The following is a 17,434-nucleotide window of genomic DNA, read 5'->3' as shown; positions in this document are numbered from 1 at the left end:
TATAAACCATTCCTTTTGGGTATAAGTCTGCCCCGTTCTGAACTGATAACATTCTCAATATTCCCTAACGGGGACTTACTGTTTTTCGTGCCATTCCAACGGGATGGCATGTCACACTCTGGAGTTGAGCATGGATTTTCCCCTAATCATTAATATCGTGGCGTTTATCGCGCTGCTGATTTTGTTGAACCGCATTGGCAGTCAAAGCTGGAGCTTGTCAAAGCGCGTGCTGACCGGTTTAGTATTTGGTGTAGCATTCGGTCTGGCACTGCAAACCATTTATGGCGAAAACAGCCCGACGGTTAAAGCGTCGATTGGCTGGTTCAACATCGTCGGTAACGGTTACGTTCAACTGTTGCAGATGATTGTGATGCCGCTGGTCTTCGCCTCGATTTTGAGCGCGGTGGCCCGTCTGCATAACGCCTCATCGCTGGGAAAAATCAGTGTGCTGACCATTGGCGTGCTGCTGTTTACTACCGCGATCTCCGCTCTGGTCGGCGTGTTAGTGACTGGCCTGTTTGGTCTGAGCGCCGAAGGTCTGGTGCAAGGTGTACAGGAAACCGCGCGTCTGAGCGCGATTCAGAGCAACTATGTTGGCAAAGTAGCTGACCTCAGCACGCCGCAGCTGCTGCTCTCCTTCATCCCGAAAAACCCGTTTGCCGATCTGGCGGGCGCCAATCCAACCTCGATCATCAGCGTAGTGATTTTCGCCGCGTTCCTCGGTGTAGCAGCGCTGCAACTGCTGAAAGATGACAAGGTGAAAGGCGAACGCGTGCTGGTGGCGATCGATACCCTGCAATCCTGGGTGATGAAGCTGGTGCGTTTGATTATGAAGCTGACGCCGTACGGTGTGCTGGCGCTGATGACCAAAGTAGTGGCCGGCTCCAACCTACAGGACATCATTAAACTGGGTGGTTTCGTGGTGGCCTCTTATCTTGGTCTGGCGATCATGTTTGCCGTGCACGCGTTGCTGCTATCGGTCAACGGCATCAACCCAATGCGCTTCTTCCGTAAAGTCTGGCCGGTGATCACCTTTGCCTTTACCAGCCGCTCCAGCGCAGCCAGTATTCCATTGAACGTGGAAACGCAGACACGTCGCCTTGGCGTGCCAGAATCTATCGCCAGCTTCTCAGCCTCATTCGGTGCCACTATTGGTCAGAACGGTTGTGCCGGTCTCTATCCCACTATGCTGGCGGTGATGGTTGCACCAACCGTTGGCATCAACCCGTTCGACCCAATGTGGATTGCCACGCTGGTGGGTATCGTAACGCTGAGTTCTGCCGGTGTGGCCGGTGTTGGCGGCGGTGCAACCTTCGCCGCGTTGATTGTACTGCCAGCGATGGGCCTGCCAGTGACGTTAGTCGCGCTGCTGATCTCCATCGAACCGCTGATCGATATGGGCCGTACCGCGCTCAACGTCAATGGTTCCATGACCGCCGGTTCACTCACCAGCCGCTGGCTCGGTTTGACCGACAAGAAAGTGCTGGAGAGCGACGAACACGCCGAATTAGCACATCGCTAACCTTCCTCATCACGCCAACGGCAGGCCAGTGGCCTGCCGTTTTTTTATCCCCCCTTCTCCCTAATCCCCCTCAATCATGGCGGCTGCGTCAGGATAGCGTTAAGCATGGTAAACAGACGAAAAATCGGCCGCTTTTTGCTTGAGTTTTACCAGTGAAAAGCCAATTCTGCTGGAAGTCACAGCAGGAGAATCACCGATGAAAACAGTTATCGCCTCGGTGCTGGCGTTAACCTTGTTAACACCAGCTATCAGTTTCGCCCATCCCGGCGGTTGGGGTCCCGGTCCAGGTCCGCATTGGGGTGGAGGTCCACATTGGGGCGGCCCCGGCCCGCTGCGTTTCTTACCGGAAGCGGCAACGGCAGTATTGCTAGGCGGCCTGACCTATTACATGCTCAACGGCAATTATTATCAACGCCAGGGCGACACCTACGTGGTGGTGCAACCGCCTGAAGCCCCATCGGGCGGTGGTATGCGCGTGCTGGATTTTAACGGTAAGCGTTATTACGTGCAGGAGGGTCATTACTACCAGCGCGAAATCGACGGGGATTATATTGAAGTGCCACGCCCTTACGGCTTATAAGTGCCACAACGAAAAACGGCCCGTCAATGACGGGCCGTTTATTATTTATTCTGCTGCGTTTACTGAGCCGCTTGCGGATCGGTATCGTAGTCTTTACAACTCTGGAAACCATAATTCATTACGCGACCGGTGTCGCTATAGCTCACGAAGTAGGTCTGCGGTTTGCCATCACGCTCGCCAATCACATAAGTCTGGCACGTACCACGTGCGTGAACCATGGTGATTTCGGTAGAGGCTGGACCGGCAATCTGGCGAACCTGATCACGCGTCATGCCTTTTTTTACATCCTTCACAACCGGTTTGGTTACGTAGCTTTCAGCTTTGTCATAAGTCGTACAACCCGACAGGGCTGCCAGCGTCATAGCGGCAGCGATACATCCCATCACTTTATTCATGTTGTTGTTCCTCGTTTTTTTGTCCATGTGGAGTAAGCCTGGAACATAAATCCAGATTTATCAACTTTATGGGATAAATTTAGCCAAATTCCGAAGCGTTAGGATTTGGTAAAAATGCTGTGTTGATGCGCTACGGTTCGTATAATCACCCGCGAAAAAATACCTATAGTAATGAATAAAGACAGAGGATGAATGACACCTGCACCTTCTCATCGGCTAATTTATGCCATCACGCTGGGCCTGCTCGCTGCGCTCGGGCCACTTTGTATCGATCTTTACCTGCCTGCGCTGCCTGAATTAGCGCGCGATCTGCACACTGAAACCGCCACGGCGCAGCTGAGCCTGACGGCGGGTCTGCTCGGTTTGGGGGCTGGTCAATTGCTGTTTGGGCCCATGAGCGACAAATTTGGTCGCCTCCGTCCGCTGCTGTTATCGCTGGTACTGCTGTTTATTGCCTCAATTGGCTGTGCGCTGGCAAAAGATATTCACTCGCTGCTGGTCGCGCGTTTGTTCGAAGGATTGGCTGGCGCAGGCGGCGCGGTGCTATCGCGAGCCATTGCACGTGATATGTACAGCGGCCATGAACTGACGCGTTTCTTTGCACTGCTGATGTTGGTCAATGGCTTAGCGCCGATCGGGGCGCCGGTGCTGGGCGGTGCCTTAATGACGGTGCTTAACTGGCGCGGCATTTTCGTGGTGCTTGGCTGCATCGCCATCGTGCTGATGGTCCTCGCACGCTGGAAATTGCATGAAACCTTACCACCTGAGCGCCGCAGTCAGGGATCGATCTTTTCCGCCTGGGCGGCGCTGGGCCAGGTCGTCACCCATCGTCAGTTTATGGGCTTTTGTCTGACCCAAGGTTTTATGATGTCCGGCATGTTTGCTTACATCGGTGCCTCACCGTTTGTGCTGCAACAGTTGTACGGACTGACTCCGCAAACCTTCAGCTTCTGTTTCGCCGCCAACGGGCTCGGCTTGATTATTGCTTCACAAACCAGTGCGCGCCTGTGTCCGCTGTGGGGTGAATATCGCGTATTGAAAGGCGGCCTGACGCTGGCGTTTGTCGCGTCGAGCGGCTTGCTGCTGGCGGGACTCACCGGTGCTGCGCTGCCGATTATGTTGGTCGCCCTGTTCTTCACCATTGCCAGTAATGGCGTGATCGCCACCACCGCCTCATCGTTGGCGATGCAAAGCCAGGGTCAACGTGCGGGTAGCGCATCGGCCGTAATAGGCGTTTGCATGTTCACCTTTGGCGCCATCAGCGTGCCGATCACCGGCCTGGGCGGCACCTCGGTGGTGAGCATGACCCGCACCGTCTTTGGCTGCTTTATGCTGGCGATGGTGTCGTTTAATGTGCTGGTGCAGAAGTCAAAAAACGCCTGATTTGCCAGCAAATAACCTGAACAATAAGCCGTGTGGCTTGTTGTTTGTGGGGAGAGACGTTAGCTTTAGCAGATGATTCGCATTGTGCCGTCAGGCTACTGACTTGAGGAGAGGTTCATGTCACTGCAACAAGAAATCATTGAAGCCCTTGGTGTAAAGCCCGTTATCGACCCGCAGCAGGAGATCCGCGTCAGCGTGGATTTTTTAAAGTCTTACCTGAAAGCCCATCCCTTTTTGAAAACGCTGGTGCTTGGCATCAGCGGCGGCCAGGATTCGACGCTGACCGGCATCTTGTCGCAAACCGCTATCCGCGAACTGCGTGAAGAGACCGGCGATAATGATTACACCTTCATCGCCGTGCGTTTGCCGTATGGCGTGCAGGCCGATGAGCAGGATTGTCAGGATGCGCTGGCGTTCATTCAACCCGATCGCACGCTGGTGGTGAACATCAAAGAAGCGATTCTGGCCAGCGAACGTGCGTTGAAAGACGCGGGTATCACAGTGTCAGATTTCGTACGTGGCAATGAAAAAGCGCGCGAGCGCATGAAAGCGCAGTACAGCATCGCCGGTATGACCAAAGGCGTGGTGGTCGGTACTGACCACGCGGCGGAGGCGATCACCGGTTTCTTCACCAAGTACGGTGACGGCGGCAGCGACATCAACCCCATCTTCCGCCTGCATAAAGGCCAGGGCAAACAACTACTGAAAACACTGGGCTGCCCGGAACACCTTTATCTCAAACATCCAACGGCTGATTTGGAAGACGATCGTCCAGGTTTACAGGATGAGGTGGCGCTCGGCGTAACCTATCAGCAAATCGATGCTTATCTGGAAGGCAAAACCATCGATGCCGCTGCGGCGAAAACCATCGAAGGCTGGTATCTGAAAACCGAGCACAAACGTCGCCCGCCGATCACCGTGTTCGACGACTTCTGGAAGAAATAAGCGCGTCACGTTTCCCGCCGTCGGTGCGGGAAACTTTCTCATCGCCGCTGACTGGCGAGAAAAAGCACAGTTTGATACACTGGATGAACAACCAGTAATTGGAGTGTGCTTTGGTCAGACGTGCAGCCAGCCACCGCCTCGATTTCGATGCGGCAGCAATCTATCAATATCCCGAACATTTACGTCAGTGGCTGGAAGGTTTACCCAATCAGCCCGGCGTATATACCTTTCACGGTGAAAGCGAAAATCTGCCGCTGTATATCGGCAAAAGCGTCAACCTGCGCAGTCGGGTGATGGCGCATTTTCGTACGCCGGATGAAGCCAAAATGCTGCGTCAGGCAAGACGTGTCACCTGGATCCCCACGGCAGGCGATGTCGGCGCGCAGTTGCTCGAAGCGCAGATGATCAAAACCCAGCAGCCGTTGTTCAATAAGCGCCTGCGCAAGAATCGTCAGCTCTGTTCGCTGCAGTTGGGTGAGGGTCCACCGCAGGTGGTGTATGCGAAGGATCTTGATTTCTCGCGCTCGCCCAATCTTTACGGCCTGTTTCGCAGTCGTTTCGCCGCGCTGGAGAAACTTAAAGCCATCGCCGATGAGCAACGCTTGTGTCATGGCTTGTTAGGATTGGAATCACTACGTCCAGGACGCGGCTGTTTTCGTGCCGCCCTAAAGCGCTGCGCCGGTGCGTGTTGTGGCAAAGAGTCGGTTGCTGAGCATCAGCAGCGTTTGCATGCGGCATTAGAGCAGATGCGCATCATGTGCTGGCCGTGGCAAGGCCCGGTTGGCATGGTTGAAAGTGGAACAGACATCACCCAAATCCATGTTATCGACCATTGGTTTTGGCTGGGATCGGTGAGTAACGAAGCCGAAGCCCGCCAGCTGCAGCGCGCCTCACACGGTTTTGATCATGATGGCTATAAAATCCTCTGTCGCCCGCTGCTCTCGGGCGTGTTCCCGCTGATCGAGCTATAAAAAAACCGCCAATGTTGCCCAAAGCTTCTCACGCTATGGACAACGTCGGCGGTCTCTATTCAATTAACCCATAACTTATTCAGCATCAGCTGGCGGTGGCGGAGTTTTGCCATCATGCGGGCCTTTCTCGGTCAAACGCTTTTCAAAGTTGGCGTTGTACTGTTTCTTCTGCTCAGGAGTCAGTACGTTATAAATCTTGTTCTGGGTTTCCATCATCTGCAGCGCACGATCTTTCGCATTGGCAGTCATTTTCTCGGCCTGCGCTTCGGCTTTCGCACGATCAAACGTATCGGAAGCGATAATGGCATGGTCAGCACGACGCTCTTCCAGCGACGGGCGTTTCATCTCTTTGTGACCATCACGCAGGATGGTTTTGATCTGCGCTTTCTGCGCATCGGTCAGGTTCAAACCTTTAAACATCATCTCCATGCCATGATGACGCATTGGCGGTTTGTGCATCGGTTTTTCGCTGCCTGCTGGCGGCGGAGTCAGGTTGTCTGCCGCTGCATGGACGATATTTGCAGCACCAAGAGCCATTGCGGTAGCCAGGAACACAGAAGTTAATTTACGCATAATATTGTCCTTACTTATCAGTTTAATGACGACAGCCTGTGTCGCGTCTTCGGAAACAAGCATACGACGCTGAACGTCAACTACTCAGAGGCTGAGTAAAGCCCTGAAAGCATAAAAGACAGAGATTGGGCAATCATGGAGAGAAAGAGAAGAAATGCGTGAGGAATTGAAAAAGTTTATGACAATCAAGGGAAAAACGCAGGAATTAAGGAGGAGTGTAATGGTCTTGTCGATTTTCAGAAAGGGAAATGTCGGGCTTTAATCTCGTTGCTCGCCAACGGCGCATCTAAACGCATCTCCTCCGTGGCAGGGCCGCCATACAGGGCGAAGTGCTGATCAGTCAGGGATGTAAACGCACAGGTCGTCGCGGCGCAGTACATTGCGCCGCGACGACCTGTGCGATGATTTTCTGCTGAGCTTAACTGATCGGCATTACGCCATCGTATGCAACTGCATCACAACGCCAGCGCCTGCGTCTGTTCATTCTCTTCCACCAGCATCAGCCCGGCGCGCAATCCTGGCGCAACATTGGGGTTGGGAAATAGCACGTACTCGCGCGCCTGCTGCACGTAGTAGCGTCTGTCACCCTCTTCCGCCAGCAGTGTACCCTGCGGGAAAGCGGTAAAGTTTAGCGTCTCCGATCCCATGTGTAATACAAACTTGTCACCGTGGCGGGTAAGCTGCTGCGCTACGCGATAATGACGCGGTTGTTCATGCACTTCTGGCAACGCATCGCCATACAGTAACGCCGCCAGCGCCCGGTGCACGCCGCTAAACTGACTCAGATCGTTCTCACCAAATGGCAAAGCCTTGCCGAGTTCCAGCGTGCAGCTCGCCGCATCATGGTGTTCGCAGCTGTAATGGGTGAAAGTGCCGCCCGGTGAACGATGGAACACCAGCGCTTCCATTTCTGCTGCCGCCAGCCAGTGCATAAAGTCTTCGGGCCACGGATTAGGATTCAGCGGCATCACACCAAAGCGCGCATGATACGAACCGCGAATGGCGGTATGCAGATCGAGGTGCCAGCGCACTTCGTGATCGAGACAGGTGCGCCAGAAACTCTCCAGCTCTTGCTCCAGCTGCAATGCACGCTGCGCTTCTGGCACATCGGCCACTTGCTGCCAGCGTCCGCCAAACAGGCGGTTAATATCATGTTGCTGGTAGCGCTTGCCGCTACGCAACGCAGCCGGATTGCCCAAAATCACCAACAAGCGCACTGCCAGCGGCTTCTCGCCCTTCAACAGCGGCGTCAGTAACAGATTGAGCATTTCAACCGGCGCGGTTTCATTACCGTGAATGCCCGCAGAAAGCACCAGCGCCTGCTGCGTTGGCGTATGCGGCGTGAGGGACATCAGTCCCTCATTATGCCATTGCCAACTGAGATGGTCGTTGCTGCCCTCTCTTTGCTGTGGCGGCTCACCAGACAACGTCTGCTGTAAAAAATCCTGCATGTTCACTCCTTTTTAACGTCTTGGGGCGAACCTCTCGCCCGGCGTTAACGCTGAAACGCGTAGACACTGCCTAAGTCTAGCAGCTTCGTCAGCTCATCCAGCGCGGTGCGCCCTTCCCGCAGCAGTTGCGGATCGGCTAAATCCGCCTGGGTTAAGCGATCGCGATAATGGCGATCGACCCAATCGTTGAGCGTGGCAAACAGACGATCGTTCATCAGCACCGCCGGATTCAACGCCTGCCGTTCGGTTTCGGTTAACACCACACGCAGGCGCAAACAGGCCGGCCCACCGCCGTTAAACATACTTTCCCGCAGGTCGAACACTTTCAGTTCACGAATCGGCCCGCCGCTCTCCACCAGCTCGCAGAGATAACGCCACACGCCCGCATGCTGGCGCGACTCTTCCGGCAGCACCAACAGCATGCCGCCGTCCGCGCGTTGCAGCAGTTGGCTGTTGAACAGATAGGTGTTCACCGCATCCGTCACCGACACGTTATCGCGCGGCACTTCAATGGGCTGGAAACCGCTCACCCGCGCGGCGAGGTCGCTCAGCAACTGCGGTTGATTAACAAACGCATCCTGATGGCAGAACAGCACCTGCTGATTGCTCACGGCAATCACATCATTATGAAACACACCCTGATCGATGACTGCCGGATTTTGCTGGGCAAACAGCGTGCGCTGCGCGTTAAGCTGATTTAAACGCGCCACCGCTTCACTGGCTTCCCGCGTTTGGCGCGCCGGATAACGTGCCGGTGTCGCGCCCTGCTGCTGGCCATCGCGGCCATAGATAAACAGCTGCACGCCCGCATCGCCATAATCACTGCCGAAGCGGTTGTGATTGGCCGCGCCCTCATCACCGAACTGCGCCACCTGCGGCAGCGCATCGTGCACGCTGAAGTGCTGCGGATTGCGGAAAATCGCGCGCAGCAGGTCGGCGGTTTCCGGCGCCTCAATGGCGCGATGGAATTTGTTATTTAAATTGGCAACGGTGAAATGCACGCGACCATCGGCGCTATCTGCCGACGGAGATACCGTGGCCGCATTGGCCACCCACATCGCCGAGGCTGAACTGGCCGCCGACAGCAGCTGTGGCGCGCTCTTCGCCGCCTGTGCCAGAACCTGCTCATCGCTACCGCTAAAACCGAGCTGGCGCAGCAACGGCAGATTTGGACGCTCATGCGGCGGAATGACACCCTGCACGTAGCCCATATCCGCCAGCTCTTTCATCTTCAGTAAGCCCTGCTTTGCCGCCAAACGCGGGTTAGAGGGCTGCAGCTGATTGCGCGTTGAGGCTTCATTACCAAACGATAATCCAGCGTAGTGATGCGTCAGGCCGACCAGCCCATCAAAGTTAGCTTCAAACGCTTTCATTATTTCGCTCCCTGCGGTGAGAAATCGAGGCCCGGCGATAAGCTGCCCGGCAGCGCCATCGCCGGGCTCTCCAGCGATGCCATTGGCCACGCGCAGTAATCGGCGGCGTACCATGCGCTGGCACGATGGTTACCTGAAGCACCAATGCCACCAAATGGCGCGGTACTGGCTGCACCGGTCAACGGTTTGTTCCAGTTGACAATACCGGCACGCGCTTCCAGCAACAGCTGATCAAACTGCGCGCGCTGCGGCGAAATCAATCCACATGACAGCCCATAACGGGTGTTATTGGCGATAGCAATCGCCTGCTCGAAGCTGTCGTAACGAATCACTTGCAGCAGCGGACCAAATACCTCTTCATCTGCTAAATCATTCACTTCGGTGACATCAATGATGCCCGGCGTGATGATGGCACTGTCGCGATCCGGCCAGTGCATACCGAGCAACACCTTTCCGCCCTTATCCACCTGCTGCTGCCATGCGGCAAAAATATGTCCCGCCGCAACGGGGGAAATCACGCTGCCCATAAACGGCTGCGGCTCGGCATTCCACGCGCCAGGCTGTAAGCGTGCGCTAACGTCAACCAATCGCTGCAGGAAGGCATCGCCCGCCGCGCCGCGCTTCACCAGCAGACGACGCGCGCAGGTGCAGCGCTGTCCAGCGGTAATAAAGGCCGACTGAACGGCGATGTGCACCGCGCCATCCAGATCCGCGGGATCTTCAACAATCAGCGCGTTGTTGCCACCCATCTCCAGCGCCAGCATTTTTTCAGGTTGTCCGGCAAACTGGCGATGCAGGTGATAGCCGGTGGCGGCACTGCCGGTGAACAGCAGGCCATCAATTTGCGGCTCATTGGCCAGCGCCTGGCCGGTTTCACGACCGCCCTGCACCAGCGCCATAACGCCTGCAGGTAAACCCGCTTGCTGCCACAGCTCAACGGTTTTCTCCGCCGTCAGCGGCGTCAGTTCACTCGGCTTAAACACCACGCAGTTACCGGCCAGCAAAGCCGGCACGATATGCCCGTTTGGCAGGTGACCGGGGAAATTATACGGACCAAATACCGCCAGCACGCCGTGTGGACGATGGCGCAACGAGCTCTCGCCGTCGGTCTGTTCGCCGGTGCGGCTGTGATAGGCCTTAATCGAAATGGCGATTTTATTGATCATCGCCTGCACTTCAGTCAGCGTTTCCCAGCGCGGCTTGCCAGTTTCCTGGGCGATAGTTTCCGCCAGCGCGGTTTTATGCTTTTCAAGCAAACGGGCAAAGCCTTCTACCAGCGCCTGGCGTTCCGCAAAAGGTTTTCTCGCCCACCGCGGAAACGCCGCGCGTGCCGCTTCACAGGCTTCTGCCACTTGCGCGCCCGAAGCCGCTTTACCCTGCCACAGCGTTTCGCCGGTGACCGGATTGTGTTTATTTAAGGCGTCAGCGCCGCCGGTCACCCATTGACCATTAATAAAATGCGTCATGCTTTTTTCTCCTCGCGACACAGCGTAACCACACGCAGCTCATCGCCAATGTTGCAGTGCAGCGCCGCGCGCTGGGTCTCATTAAGACGTATCGTGCCGGATGCCATATCCACCGGCAGCAGCGCCACGCGAAAATGCTGATAATCGCCGTTAGCCACCAGACACAGCGGCCAATTGTCATCGGCGTCACCGCTTTCCGCAGTCAGCAGACGGCTCTTACGAATGGCGCGAATGCGATCAATTTCGCACTCCAGCGTCGGACCGCCGTCAAAGATGTCGACATAGTTGAGATAGCGGAAGCCCTCTGCCTCCAGTACCGCACGCGCGGGCGCAGTCTTCGGATGGACTTCGCCAATCACTTTTTGCGCCGCTTCAGACAGGTAATGAATGTAGAGCGGATGTTTTGGCATCAGCTCCGCGATAAAGGCTTTTTGCCCGGTACCGCTGAGAAAATCGGCTTTGCTGAACTCCATGGAGAAGAAGCGACTGCCAACGCTGTCCCAGAATGGCGAATGACCGTTGTCGTCGCTGACGCCACGCATCTCCGCCACCACGTGTTGCATAAAGCGGTCGCGGAAGTTGGCCATAAACAGAAAGCGCGATTTCGATAACAGATGGCCGTTTTTGCCATCGCGGTAATCGGGATCGAGGAACAGCGTACAGAGTTCGCTGCTGCCGGTGTGATCGTTGCTCAGCGAAAGCGTCGGTAAGCTGGCATAGACATTCAGTTCTTTCGAGGCGTGCACCTGCGTGCCGACGCGGAAATTGTACCAGGGATCCTGCAAACCCACCGCCGCTTCAATGGCGCAAATGCCGACGGCTCGATTGTCTTCACTGTCGGCCAGCACAAACACATAGCCTTGTTCAGCGGGCGGCAGCGCACCTTGCCAGGTCAGCAGCGAACGCTCAATACGGGCTTTGAGCGTATCGCTATCCGCAGGCAGCGAAGTTAAGCCGCCTCCGGTTTTGCCCGCCAGCGACAACAACTGCGCAAGATCGTCACGTTCGACGGGGCGAATCACCATCATGATGTGGCTCCTTTGAGCACGCGTTCACAGGCACGTTCGAAGCGCGCTAGCCCTTCTTTGACTTCGCGCTCGCTAATATTAAGCGCCGGCGCAAAACGCACCACGTTAGCGCCAGCAATCAGCACCATCACGCCCTCTTCAGCCGCAGTAAGGTTGAACTGTTTGGCTTTGCCGGCGAAATCATCGTTCAGCACCGCGCCAATCAGCAGCCCTAGCCCGCGCACTTCTTTGAACACCGGCAGACGTCGGTTCAGTTCTTCCAGTGCGTTAACAAACCATTGATGACGCTCGGCCACGCCCGCCATAAACGCCGGTTGGTTAATTAACTCCATCACTTTGCCGGCCACGGCGCCCGCCAACGGGTTGCCGCCGTAAGTGGTGCCGTGCGTGCCGACACCCATCACCTGCGCCAAATCTTCGCGCGTCAGCATGGCGCCAATCGGGAAGCCGCCGCCCAACGCCTTGGCGGTAGTCAACACATCCGGCGTTACGCCGTAATGCATGTAGGCATACAGCGAGCCGGTACGACCCACGCCGCTCTGTACTTCGTCAAAAATCAGCACTGCATGGTGTTGATCGCAAAGCTCACGCAGCCCGCGCAGGAATGCGGGATCGGCTGGCAGCACGCCGCCTTCACCCTGAATCGGCTCAACGATAACCGCGCACGTTTGGTCATTAATCAGCGCCGCCGCAGAGGCCAGATCGTTGAAATGAGCGTGCTCCACCGCCGGCGGCAGCGGCGCAAAGTCACGTGAATAGGCGGGTTGTCCACCCGCCGTCACGGTGAAAAGCGTGCGACCGTGGAATGCATTATTAAAAGCAACGATGCCATTTTTCTCCGCACCAAAACGATCGTGCGCGGTTTTACGAGCCAGCTTTAATGCCGCCTCGTTTGCTTCAGCACCGGAGTTACAGAAGAACACGCGATCGGCAAAGGTGGCATCAATCAGCTGTTTGGCGAGGCGCAGGATCGGTTCATTGGTATAGCCGTTGCCGGTATGCCACAGTTTGCCCGCCTGCTCGGTCAGCGCCTGTTGCAACGCGGGATGCGCATGACCCAATGCGTTAACGGCTATGCCACCGGCGAAATCGATATAATCTTTACCTTGCTGATCCCAGAGCGTTGACCCTTCAGCACGAACCGGAACAAAAGCAGCGGGTGCATAAACTGGCATCATCCATTGATCGAAATGTTGACGTGAAACCTGCAGTGACATAGCCCATTCTCCTGCTCCACACCCGGTGAAGCTTTTGTTTTAAAATTGTTAATAATGTTAAGTGACAGCTCTACTGTATATTGCAGTTAGCGTGCCAGCTAGCTGCAAAATTGCATAAACGGCTTACCACTACGAAATATCAATAACTTAACAACTCTTACTATTCACTTTAATTGCATAAAAAGTGAATACAAGTCTGATGGGGGTTGAATGGCAGCCATTTATTTAGCGGATTTATGCATCGGCAAAATGAAATATCGCTTTTGTGATCGCACAGGAAATATTTCGCCAAATTGAAGCGATAAACGCCCCTTTTTGGGGCGTCACGTGCTTGATTGGTGCAGAAAAGCATTAGCGCGGTGCAGATAAGGCCATCAGCTAATTAAATGGCTTTTAACATTTCAATTGCCGGATTGAATATTATTTAGCCAATCCATTCTTAAATGAACGCTAAATAACATATTGTGACCAAGGTTATTATCAGAACAGAAATAAAAAGACACAAACACATGAATACGTTAATTACCCTGCTAATGATTAGCGGGATTCAGATATCTGCTATTGAACAATAATGCATAGGCTTGTGCTATTTCACGAACAAGCTACTGATGTTATTTACGCATCTTTAAATTTAAAATAATTCATACAAATCATGATGTTAACTATTAAACTAATCATCTCCCCTCTCATTTTATGGATAAGTTTAACCAATAAAGAATTCCACATAATGGAATTTAAGATTAAAAATCACACAAAAAGTTAACAAGAAATATTTAGTTACATATATTGCACTGTCGATCTTGAACCTTTTGTGTCATTTTCTTTTCACCCCGAACATGGGGACAAAATTAAAAAATATTACAGGGTAAAAATTAAATGATGAAGCGCTCCTTACTGGCAGCAGTAATGCCTTTACTGCTGGGACTTTCTTCGGCTCAGGCCGCCGAAATCTATAACAAAGATGGCAACAAACTGGATCTGACTGGCAAAATTAACGTCTCGCATCTGTTTTCTGATGACGATGCATCAAATGGCGATAAGTCGTCTTATACCCGTCTGGGTTTTAAGGGCGAAACCAAGATCAACGACCAGCTGACCGGCTACGGTCAATGGCAATATCAGTACAGCCTGAGCAATTCTGAAGGCGCTGATGCGCAGTCAGGTAACAAAACCCGCCTGGGCTTTGCCGGTCTGAAGTTTGGTCAGTTTGGCTCTGTCGATTATGGCCGTAACTATGGCCTGATTTATGATGTACTGGGCTACACCGATATGCTGCCCTTCTTCGGCGGCGATCAAGGTTACTCTGATGGCTTCCTGTCCAGTCGTTCTGGTGGCGTGCTGACCTGGCGTAACAAAGATTTCTTCGGTCTGGTAAAAGGCTGGAACGTTGCGGCACAGTATGAAGGCAAAAACGATCGTAGCGATCCGAGCATTGCTGTGCGTCGTTCGAATGGTGATGGCTTCGCCCTTTCCACCTCATACGATTTCGATTTCGGTCTGAGCCTGGTCGGCGCTTACGCCAGCCTGGATCGCACCAATGCGCAGAACCAGGCCTTACGTGGCGAAGGCGAGAAAGCACAGCACTGGACTGCGGGCGTGAAATACGATGCTAACCAGATTTACCTGGCCACCATGTATGGCGAAACGCTGAATGCCACGCCAATCAGCGGCGGCTTTGCCAACAAAGCTGTGAACTTTGAAGCGGTTGCGCAGTATCAGTTCCTGAACGGTCTGCGTCCATCCGTCGGCTACGTGCAATCGAAAGGTAAAGAGATTGAAGGTATTGGTGATGTCGATCTCACAAAATACGTTGCGGTAGGCGGGACTTACTACTTCAACAAAAACATGTCTGTGTATGCGGAATACAAAATCAACCTGCTGAAAGACGACAATGCGTTGAACATCTCATCTGATGATGTCTCTGCGGTAGGTTTGGTGTACCAGTTCTAAATGACCGTTCCCTCATTGCATATCCGGCTGTGTCGGCTGGATATGAGCAAAGGGCAGCGTAAGCTGCCCTTTTTATATTCTGCACACACCGATTACGGCGCCAGCAAATCAAATCGATTGTTATCGCCTTGTTCCAATGAGAAAGGCGGTTGCAACTCCAGCACGATCTCATTCGAGGTGACACGATTCTGTTTGCTGTCTTCTAACACTACTGACAAGCGATAACTATTACGTGCGCCTGGCGAACTATCCCATGCGGGCAGAATCACACTCCAGCCCTGCGGATCGCTGGGATTGGCACCTGGCGTCAGGCTCAGCGCCTGCGTATCGCCCTCCCACATCACTTTAGCGATCGGATTGGTACTGCGGATCTGCAGTTTCAGCGGCAAACTTTCTCCGCCATTCAACTGCCACGGCGGTGTGGCGAGAAACACCGACAGCGTTTTACGTTGGCGATATTCCAGCACCGGCGTATTACTGCGCGTAACGTTATCGTAGCGACTGCCACGCAGTGAATGCGCGGCCGCGACGTTATCCGGACTCAACTGCTGGCTGAGCGCCACGCCAAAGCGATAGTTAAGGCGCAAGCCGAGTTGATCCTGGCTCTCACCGCTATCACTGGTTTTATGGCTGGCTGATAAGGTCACCAGCGGCACCGGCGTATACGTGACGCCAAAGGTCAACGCAGCCGGATTGTGGTAGCGATTACCGGAGCTAAACAGATCGACGTTATCGCCAAGATATTGCTGCCAACTCACCGACGCGCCGAGTTGACGATACTGCGGCAGATAACCTTGCGTGGTGAAATCGTAGCCGCGCGCCATACGCTGCTGCTGGAAAGGATTGCGATCCTGCCAGCCTGATAGCGGCGTGTAATAATTGGCGGAGAAACGCAGATAATCACCCCACGCTTCCGTACCAAGCGAAGCGCGTTGCTGGCCGCTGCTGAACATGCGATCGACAAAGCCGTTATAACCCAGCAGCCATTTGCCCGCCACCCAGCGTTGTCCAAGGCCAACATTGCCCACCAGCCCGTCATCGGTTTGATGAAAACCGACCTGACTGAAGGTCAGATAGCGGTAGTTATCCGCCCACGGTGTCAGTAGCGAAGCACCGCTGCCGGTAAAGTTGCCCTCGATATCCACGTTAAAGTCGATCTGCGCATTGCCATAGGGCGACAGCAGCGACTGACCTTCATTTTCCAGTCGATTTCCTACTTCATCGCGGAAATGATTGAAAGCCCACAGACCGGCCTGCTGACCTAATGGATTGTCAGCCGTGCTGTTCTGGCTGGCTTCACCGATGCTTTTCGCAATCGTTGCCAGCTTTTTGTTGAACGCTTCCGTTTCATCCTGATAACCCAAAGCGGGCAGCTGATCCGCCATTTTCTGGAAACGTGTGGGATCGCTAAACGGGGCATCTGCGAGTTTAGTATCAGAAATCAATGCTAGCGCGGGCGCGGATGCGGCAAGTGCTGCAATACCAGAGAGATAACGCACGCTTTTGAGTGATAACAAAGTAAATAACATAGCTAAAAGAGAGTTCGACCCGGTTCAGAATTAGAGATGGCTCACAAAACTGCATAAGTCTACCCTAGCATATTCTGATGCAAGTGCCGGAAATGTCTGGATTCGATTAAGACAATACCGAGTCGAACGCGGTTTTGTAGGGGGCGCCATTCATGCGCATTTGGAAACCGGTCGCCATAAATGACGACCCTACGTAACCGATGTGGTTTTGTAGGGTGCGCATTCATGCGCACCTGGAGGAAACATCAGGAGAAGATTAACCCGCCATCCACATTAATGGTCTGGCCGGTGATGTAACGCGCATCGTCAGAGGCGAGAAACGCCACCAAGCCGGCAACATCTTCAGGCTGCCCTGCACGCTTCAGCGGTATATTTTCTACCCACTCCGCCATCAGCTCCCCTTTGCCATATTGCTTTTTATCACTGCTGAGAATCTCGCCCCACACACGATCGTTGTAGTCCCACATTTCACTCTCAATGATGCCGGGACAAAACGCATTCACCGTGATATGCCACGGCGCCAGCTCTAGCGCCAGGCTCTGAGTAATACCAATCACGCCCATCTTGCTGGCGGCATAATGCGGCGTATAAATGAAGCCCTGACGTCCCTGACCAGACGAGGTGTTGATCAGGCTGCCGCTGCCCTGCTTAACCATATACTTTGCCGCTTCACGACAACACAGCCACACGCCGGTGGTATTCACCGCCAGAATCTTCTCGAAGTCGCTTTTCGGCATCGAGTCGAAGCGATCGATGGTGATGACACCGGCATTTTGAATCGATACATCAATGCTGCCAAAGCGTTCAGCCGCCTGCTGATAAAGCTGCTGCACTTCGATCTCATTGGTTACATCTACCTGTAACGCCAGAATCTCACTGCCAAACTGCTGTTCGAGAACCTGCGCGGTGCTGAAGACGCGATCGGCATTCGACACCATCACCAATCGTGCCCCATCGCGGGCAAAGCGTGCGGCAATACCCGCGCCAATTCCGCGGCATGCGCCCGTAATCACCACCGTCTTTCCACTAAAATCGCGTGTCATAGTGCCTC

General features: G+C 54.2%; 15 protein-coding genes. 6 read left to right on the top strand and 9 right to left on the bottom strand.

The features are described 5' to 3' along the window. Positions 1-130 precede the first annotated feature (130 nt). Together AC6I8K_RS08190 and AC6I8K_RS08185 are read left to right on the top strand one after the other, a co-directional pair. Positions 131-1,522 (top strand): L-cystine transporter, encoded by a 1,392-nt coding sequence (locus tag AC6I8K_RS08190; protein WP_497826505.1) that lies wholly within the window; start codon positions 131-133, stop codon positions 1,520-1,522. Between the two features lie 196 nt (positions 1,523-1,718). Next, positions 1,719-2,102: a DUF6515 family protein gene (locus AC6I8K_RS08185; RefSeq protein ID WP_497826504.1), complete on the top strand. Its 384-nt coding sequence runs from the start codon at positions 1,719-1,721 to the stop codon at positions 2,100-2,102. Positions 2,103-2,161: 59 nt separating this feature from the next. Here the strand turns inward: AC6I8K_RS08185 and osmE are convergent, their stop codons facing one another. After that, complete coding sequence (gene osmE, locus AC6I8K_RS08180; RefSeq protein WP_483817252.1) at positions 2,162-2,497, bottom strand: osmotically-inducible lipoprotein OsmE; 336 nt, start codon at positions 2,495-2,497, stop codon at positions 2,162-2,164. 192 nt (positions 2,498-2,689) lie between these two features. Between osmE and AC6I8K_RS08175 the strand changes: the two genes are divergently transcribed. The 3 genes from AC6I8K_RS08175 (at position 2,690) to cho (ending at position 5,796) form a co-directional block, all read left to right on the top strand. After that, positions 2,690-3,880: a multidrug effflux MFS transporter gene (locus AC6I8K_RS08175; RefSeq protein ID WP_497826503.1), complete on the top strand. Its 1,191-nt coding sequence runs from the start codon at positions 2,690-2,692 to the stop codon at positions 3,878-3,880. A 117-nt stretch (positions 3,881-3,997) separates the two neighbouring features. Further along, positions 3,998-4,825 carry an NAD(+) synthase gene (nadE, locus tag AC6I8K_RS08170; protein WP_483817250.1) on the top strand — a complete coding sequence of 276 codons (828 nt, stop codon included), beginning with the start codon at positions 3,998-4,000 and terminating at the stop codon, positions 4,823-4,825. 110 nt (positions 4,826-4,935) lie between these two features. After that, entirely contained in the window at positions 4,936-5,796 is an 861-nt protein-coding gene (gene cho, locus AC6I8K_RS08165; RefSeq protein WP_483817249.1) for an excinuclease Cho, read from the top strand. A gap of 75 nt (positions 5,797-5,871) precedes the next feature. Here cho and spy read toward each other — a convergent pair whose 3' ends face one another. The 6 genes from spy to AC6I8K_RS08135 form a co-directional block, all read right to left on the bottom strand. Further along, positions 5,872-6,369 carry an ATP-independent periplasmic protein-refolding chaperone Spy gene (spy, locus tag AC6I8K_RS08160; protein WP_064741010.1) on the bottom strand — a complete coding sequence of 166 codons (498 nt, stop codon included), beginning with the start codon at positions 6,367-6,369 and terminating at the stop codon, positions 5,872-5,874. A gap of 455 nt (positions 6,370-6,824) precedes the next feature. Continuing rightward, positions 6,825-7,820 (bottom strand): succinylglutamate desuccinylase, encoded by a 996-nt coding sequence (gene astE / locus AC6I8K_RS08155; RefSeq protein ID WP_483817248.1) that lies wholly within the window; start codon positions 7,818-7,820, stop codon positions 6,825-6,827. A gap of 44 nt (positions 7,821-7,864) precedes the next feature. Beyond that, positions 7,865-9,193, bottom strand: a complete 1,329-nt coding sequence (gene astB / locus AC6I8K_RS08150) for an N-succinylarginine dihydrolase (protein WP_497826502.1) — start codon at positions 9,191-9,193, stop codon at positions 7,865-7,867. Further along, positions 9,193-10,659 carry a succinylglutamate-semialdehyde dehydrogenase gene (gene astD / locus AC6I8K_RS08145; protein WP_497826501.1) on the bottom strand — a complete coding sequence of 489 codons (1,467 nt, stop codon included), beginning with the start codon at positions 10,657-10,659 and terminating at the stop codon, positions 9,193-9,195. Before astD ends, astB begins: the two co-directional genes overlap by 1 nt. Further along, positions 10,656-11,687, bottom strand: coding sequence for an arginine N-succinyltransferase (astA, locus tag AC6I8K_RS08140; protein WP_483817245.1), 1,032 nt, complete (start codon positions 11,685-11,687; stop codon positions 10,656-10,658). Before astA ends, astD begins: the two co-directional genes overlap by 4 nt. After that, the gene (locus AC6I8K_RS08135; protein WP_497826500.1) at positions 11,684-12,904 is read right to left on the bottom strand and encodes an aspartate aminotransferase family protein; all 1,221 of its coding nucleotides are present in this window, start codon (positions 12,902-12,904) and stop codon (positions 11,684-11,686) included. The genes astA and AC6I8K_RS08135 overlap by 4 nt, the downstream gene beginning before the upstream one ends. An 876-nt stretch (positions 12,905-13,780) precedes the next feature. Between AC6I8K_RS08135 and AC6I8K_RS08130 the strand changes: the two genes are divergently transcribed. After that, on the top strand, positions 13,781-14,854 hold the full coding sequence (locus AC6I8K_RS08130) for a porin (RefSeq protein WP_483817243.1): 1,074 nt from the start codon (positions 13,781-13,783) through the stop codon (positions 14,852-14,854). 92 nt (positions 14,855-14,946) lie between these two features. Here AC6I8K_RS08130 and AC6I8K_RS08125 read toward each other — a convergent pair whose 3' ends face one another. Continuing rightward, positions 14,947-16,383 (bottom strand): YchO/YchP family invasin, encoded by a 1,437-nt coding sequence (locus tag AC6I8K_RS08125; RefSeq protein WP_483817242.1) that lies wholly within the window; start codon positions 16,381-16,383, stop codon positions 14,947-14,949. A gap of 245 nt (positions 16,384-16,628) precedes the next feature. Further along, positions 16,629-17,426: an SDR family oxidoreductase gene (locus AC6I8K_RS08120; protein WP_497826499.1), complete on the bottom strand. Its 798-nt coding sequence runs from the start codon at positions 17,424-17,426 to the stop codon at positions 16,629-16,631. Positions 17,427-17,434: the final 8 nt, after the last annotated feature.

The organism is Pantoea sp. X-Soil-ISGK-421 (assembly GCF_059730785.1).
The sequence above is the reverse complement of the archived record's forward strand: the minus strand, read 5'-3'. Positions and strand labels throughout refer to the sequence as shown.

Bases quoted from the DNA above. Each gene is read 5' to 3' on its own strand.
- AC6I8K_RS08190 (WP_497826505.1), top strand. From the start codon at position 131: ATGGATTTTCCCCTAATCATTAATATCGTGGCGTTTATCGCGCTGCTG.
- AC6I8K_RS08185 (WP_497826504.1), top strand. From the start codon at position 1,719: ATGAAAACAGTTATCGCCTCGGTGCTGGCGTTAACCTTGTTAACACCA.
- osmE (WP_483817252.1), bottom strand. From the start codon at position 2,497: ATGAATAAAGTGATGGGATGTATCGCTGCCGCTATGACGCTGGCAGCC.
- AC6I8K_RS08175 (WP_497826503.1), top strand. From the start codon at position 2,690: ATGACACCTGCACCTTCTCATCGGCTAATTTATGCCATCACGCTGGGC.
- nadE (WP_483817250.1), top strand. From the start codon at position 3,998: ATGTCACTGCAACAAGAAATCATTGAAGCCCTTGGTGTAAAGCCCGTT.
- spy (WP_064741010.1), bottom strand. From the start codon at position 6,369: ATGCGTAAATTAACTTCTGTGTTCCTGGCTACCGCAATGGCTCTTGGT.
- astE (WP_483817248.1), bottom strand. From the start codon at position 7,820: ATGCAGGATTTTTTACAGCAGACGTTGTCTGGTGAGCCGCCACAGCAA.
- astB (WP_497826502.1), bottom strand. From the start codon at position 9,193: ATGAAAGCGTTTGAAGCTAACTTTGATGGGCTGGTCGGCCTGACGCAT.
- astD (WP_497826501.1), bottom strand. From the start codon at position 10,659: ATGACGCATTTTATTAATGGTCAATGGGTGACCGGCGGCGCTGACGCC.
- astA (WP_483817245.1), bottom strand. From the start codon at position 11,687: ATGATGGTGATTCGCCCCGTCGAACGTGACGATCTTGCGCAGTTGTTG.
- AC6I8K_RS08135 (WP_497826500.1), bottom strand. From the start codon at position 12,904: ATGTCACTGCAGGTTTCACGTCAACATTTCGATCAATGGATGATGCCA.
- AC6I8K_RS08130 (WP_483817243.1), top strand. From the start codon at position 13,781: ATGATGAAGCGCTCCTTACTGGCAGCAGTAATGCCTTTACTGCTGGGA.
- AC6I8K_RS08125 (WP_483817242.1), bottom strand. From the start codon at position 16,383: ATGTTATTTACTTTGTTATCACTCAAAAGCGTGCGTTATCTCTCTGGT.
- AC6I8K_RS08120 (WP_497826499.1), bottom strand. From the start codon at position 17,426: ATGACACGCGATTTTAGTGGAAAGACGGTGGTGATTACGGGCGCATGC.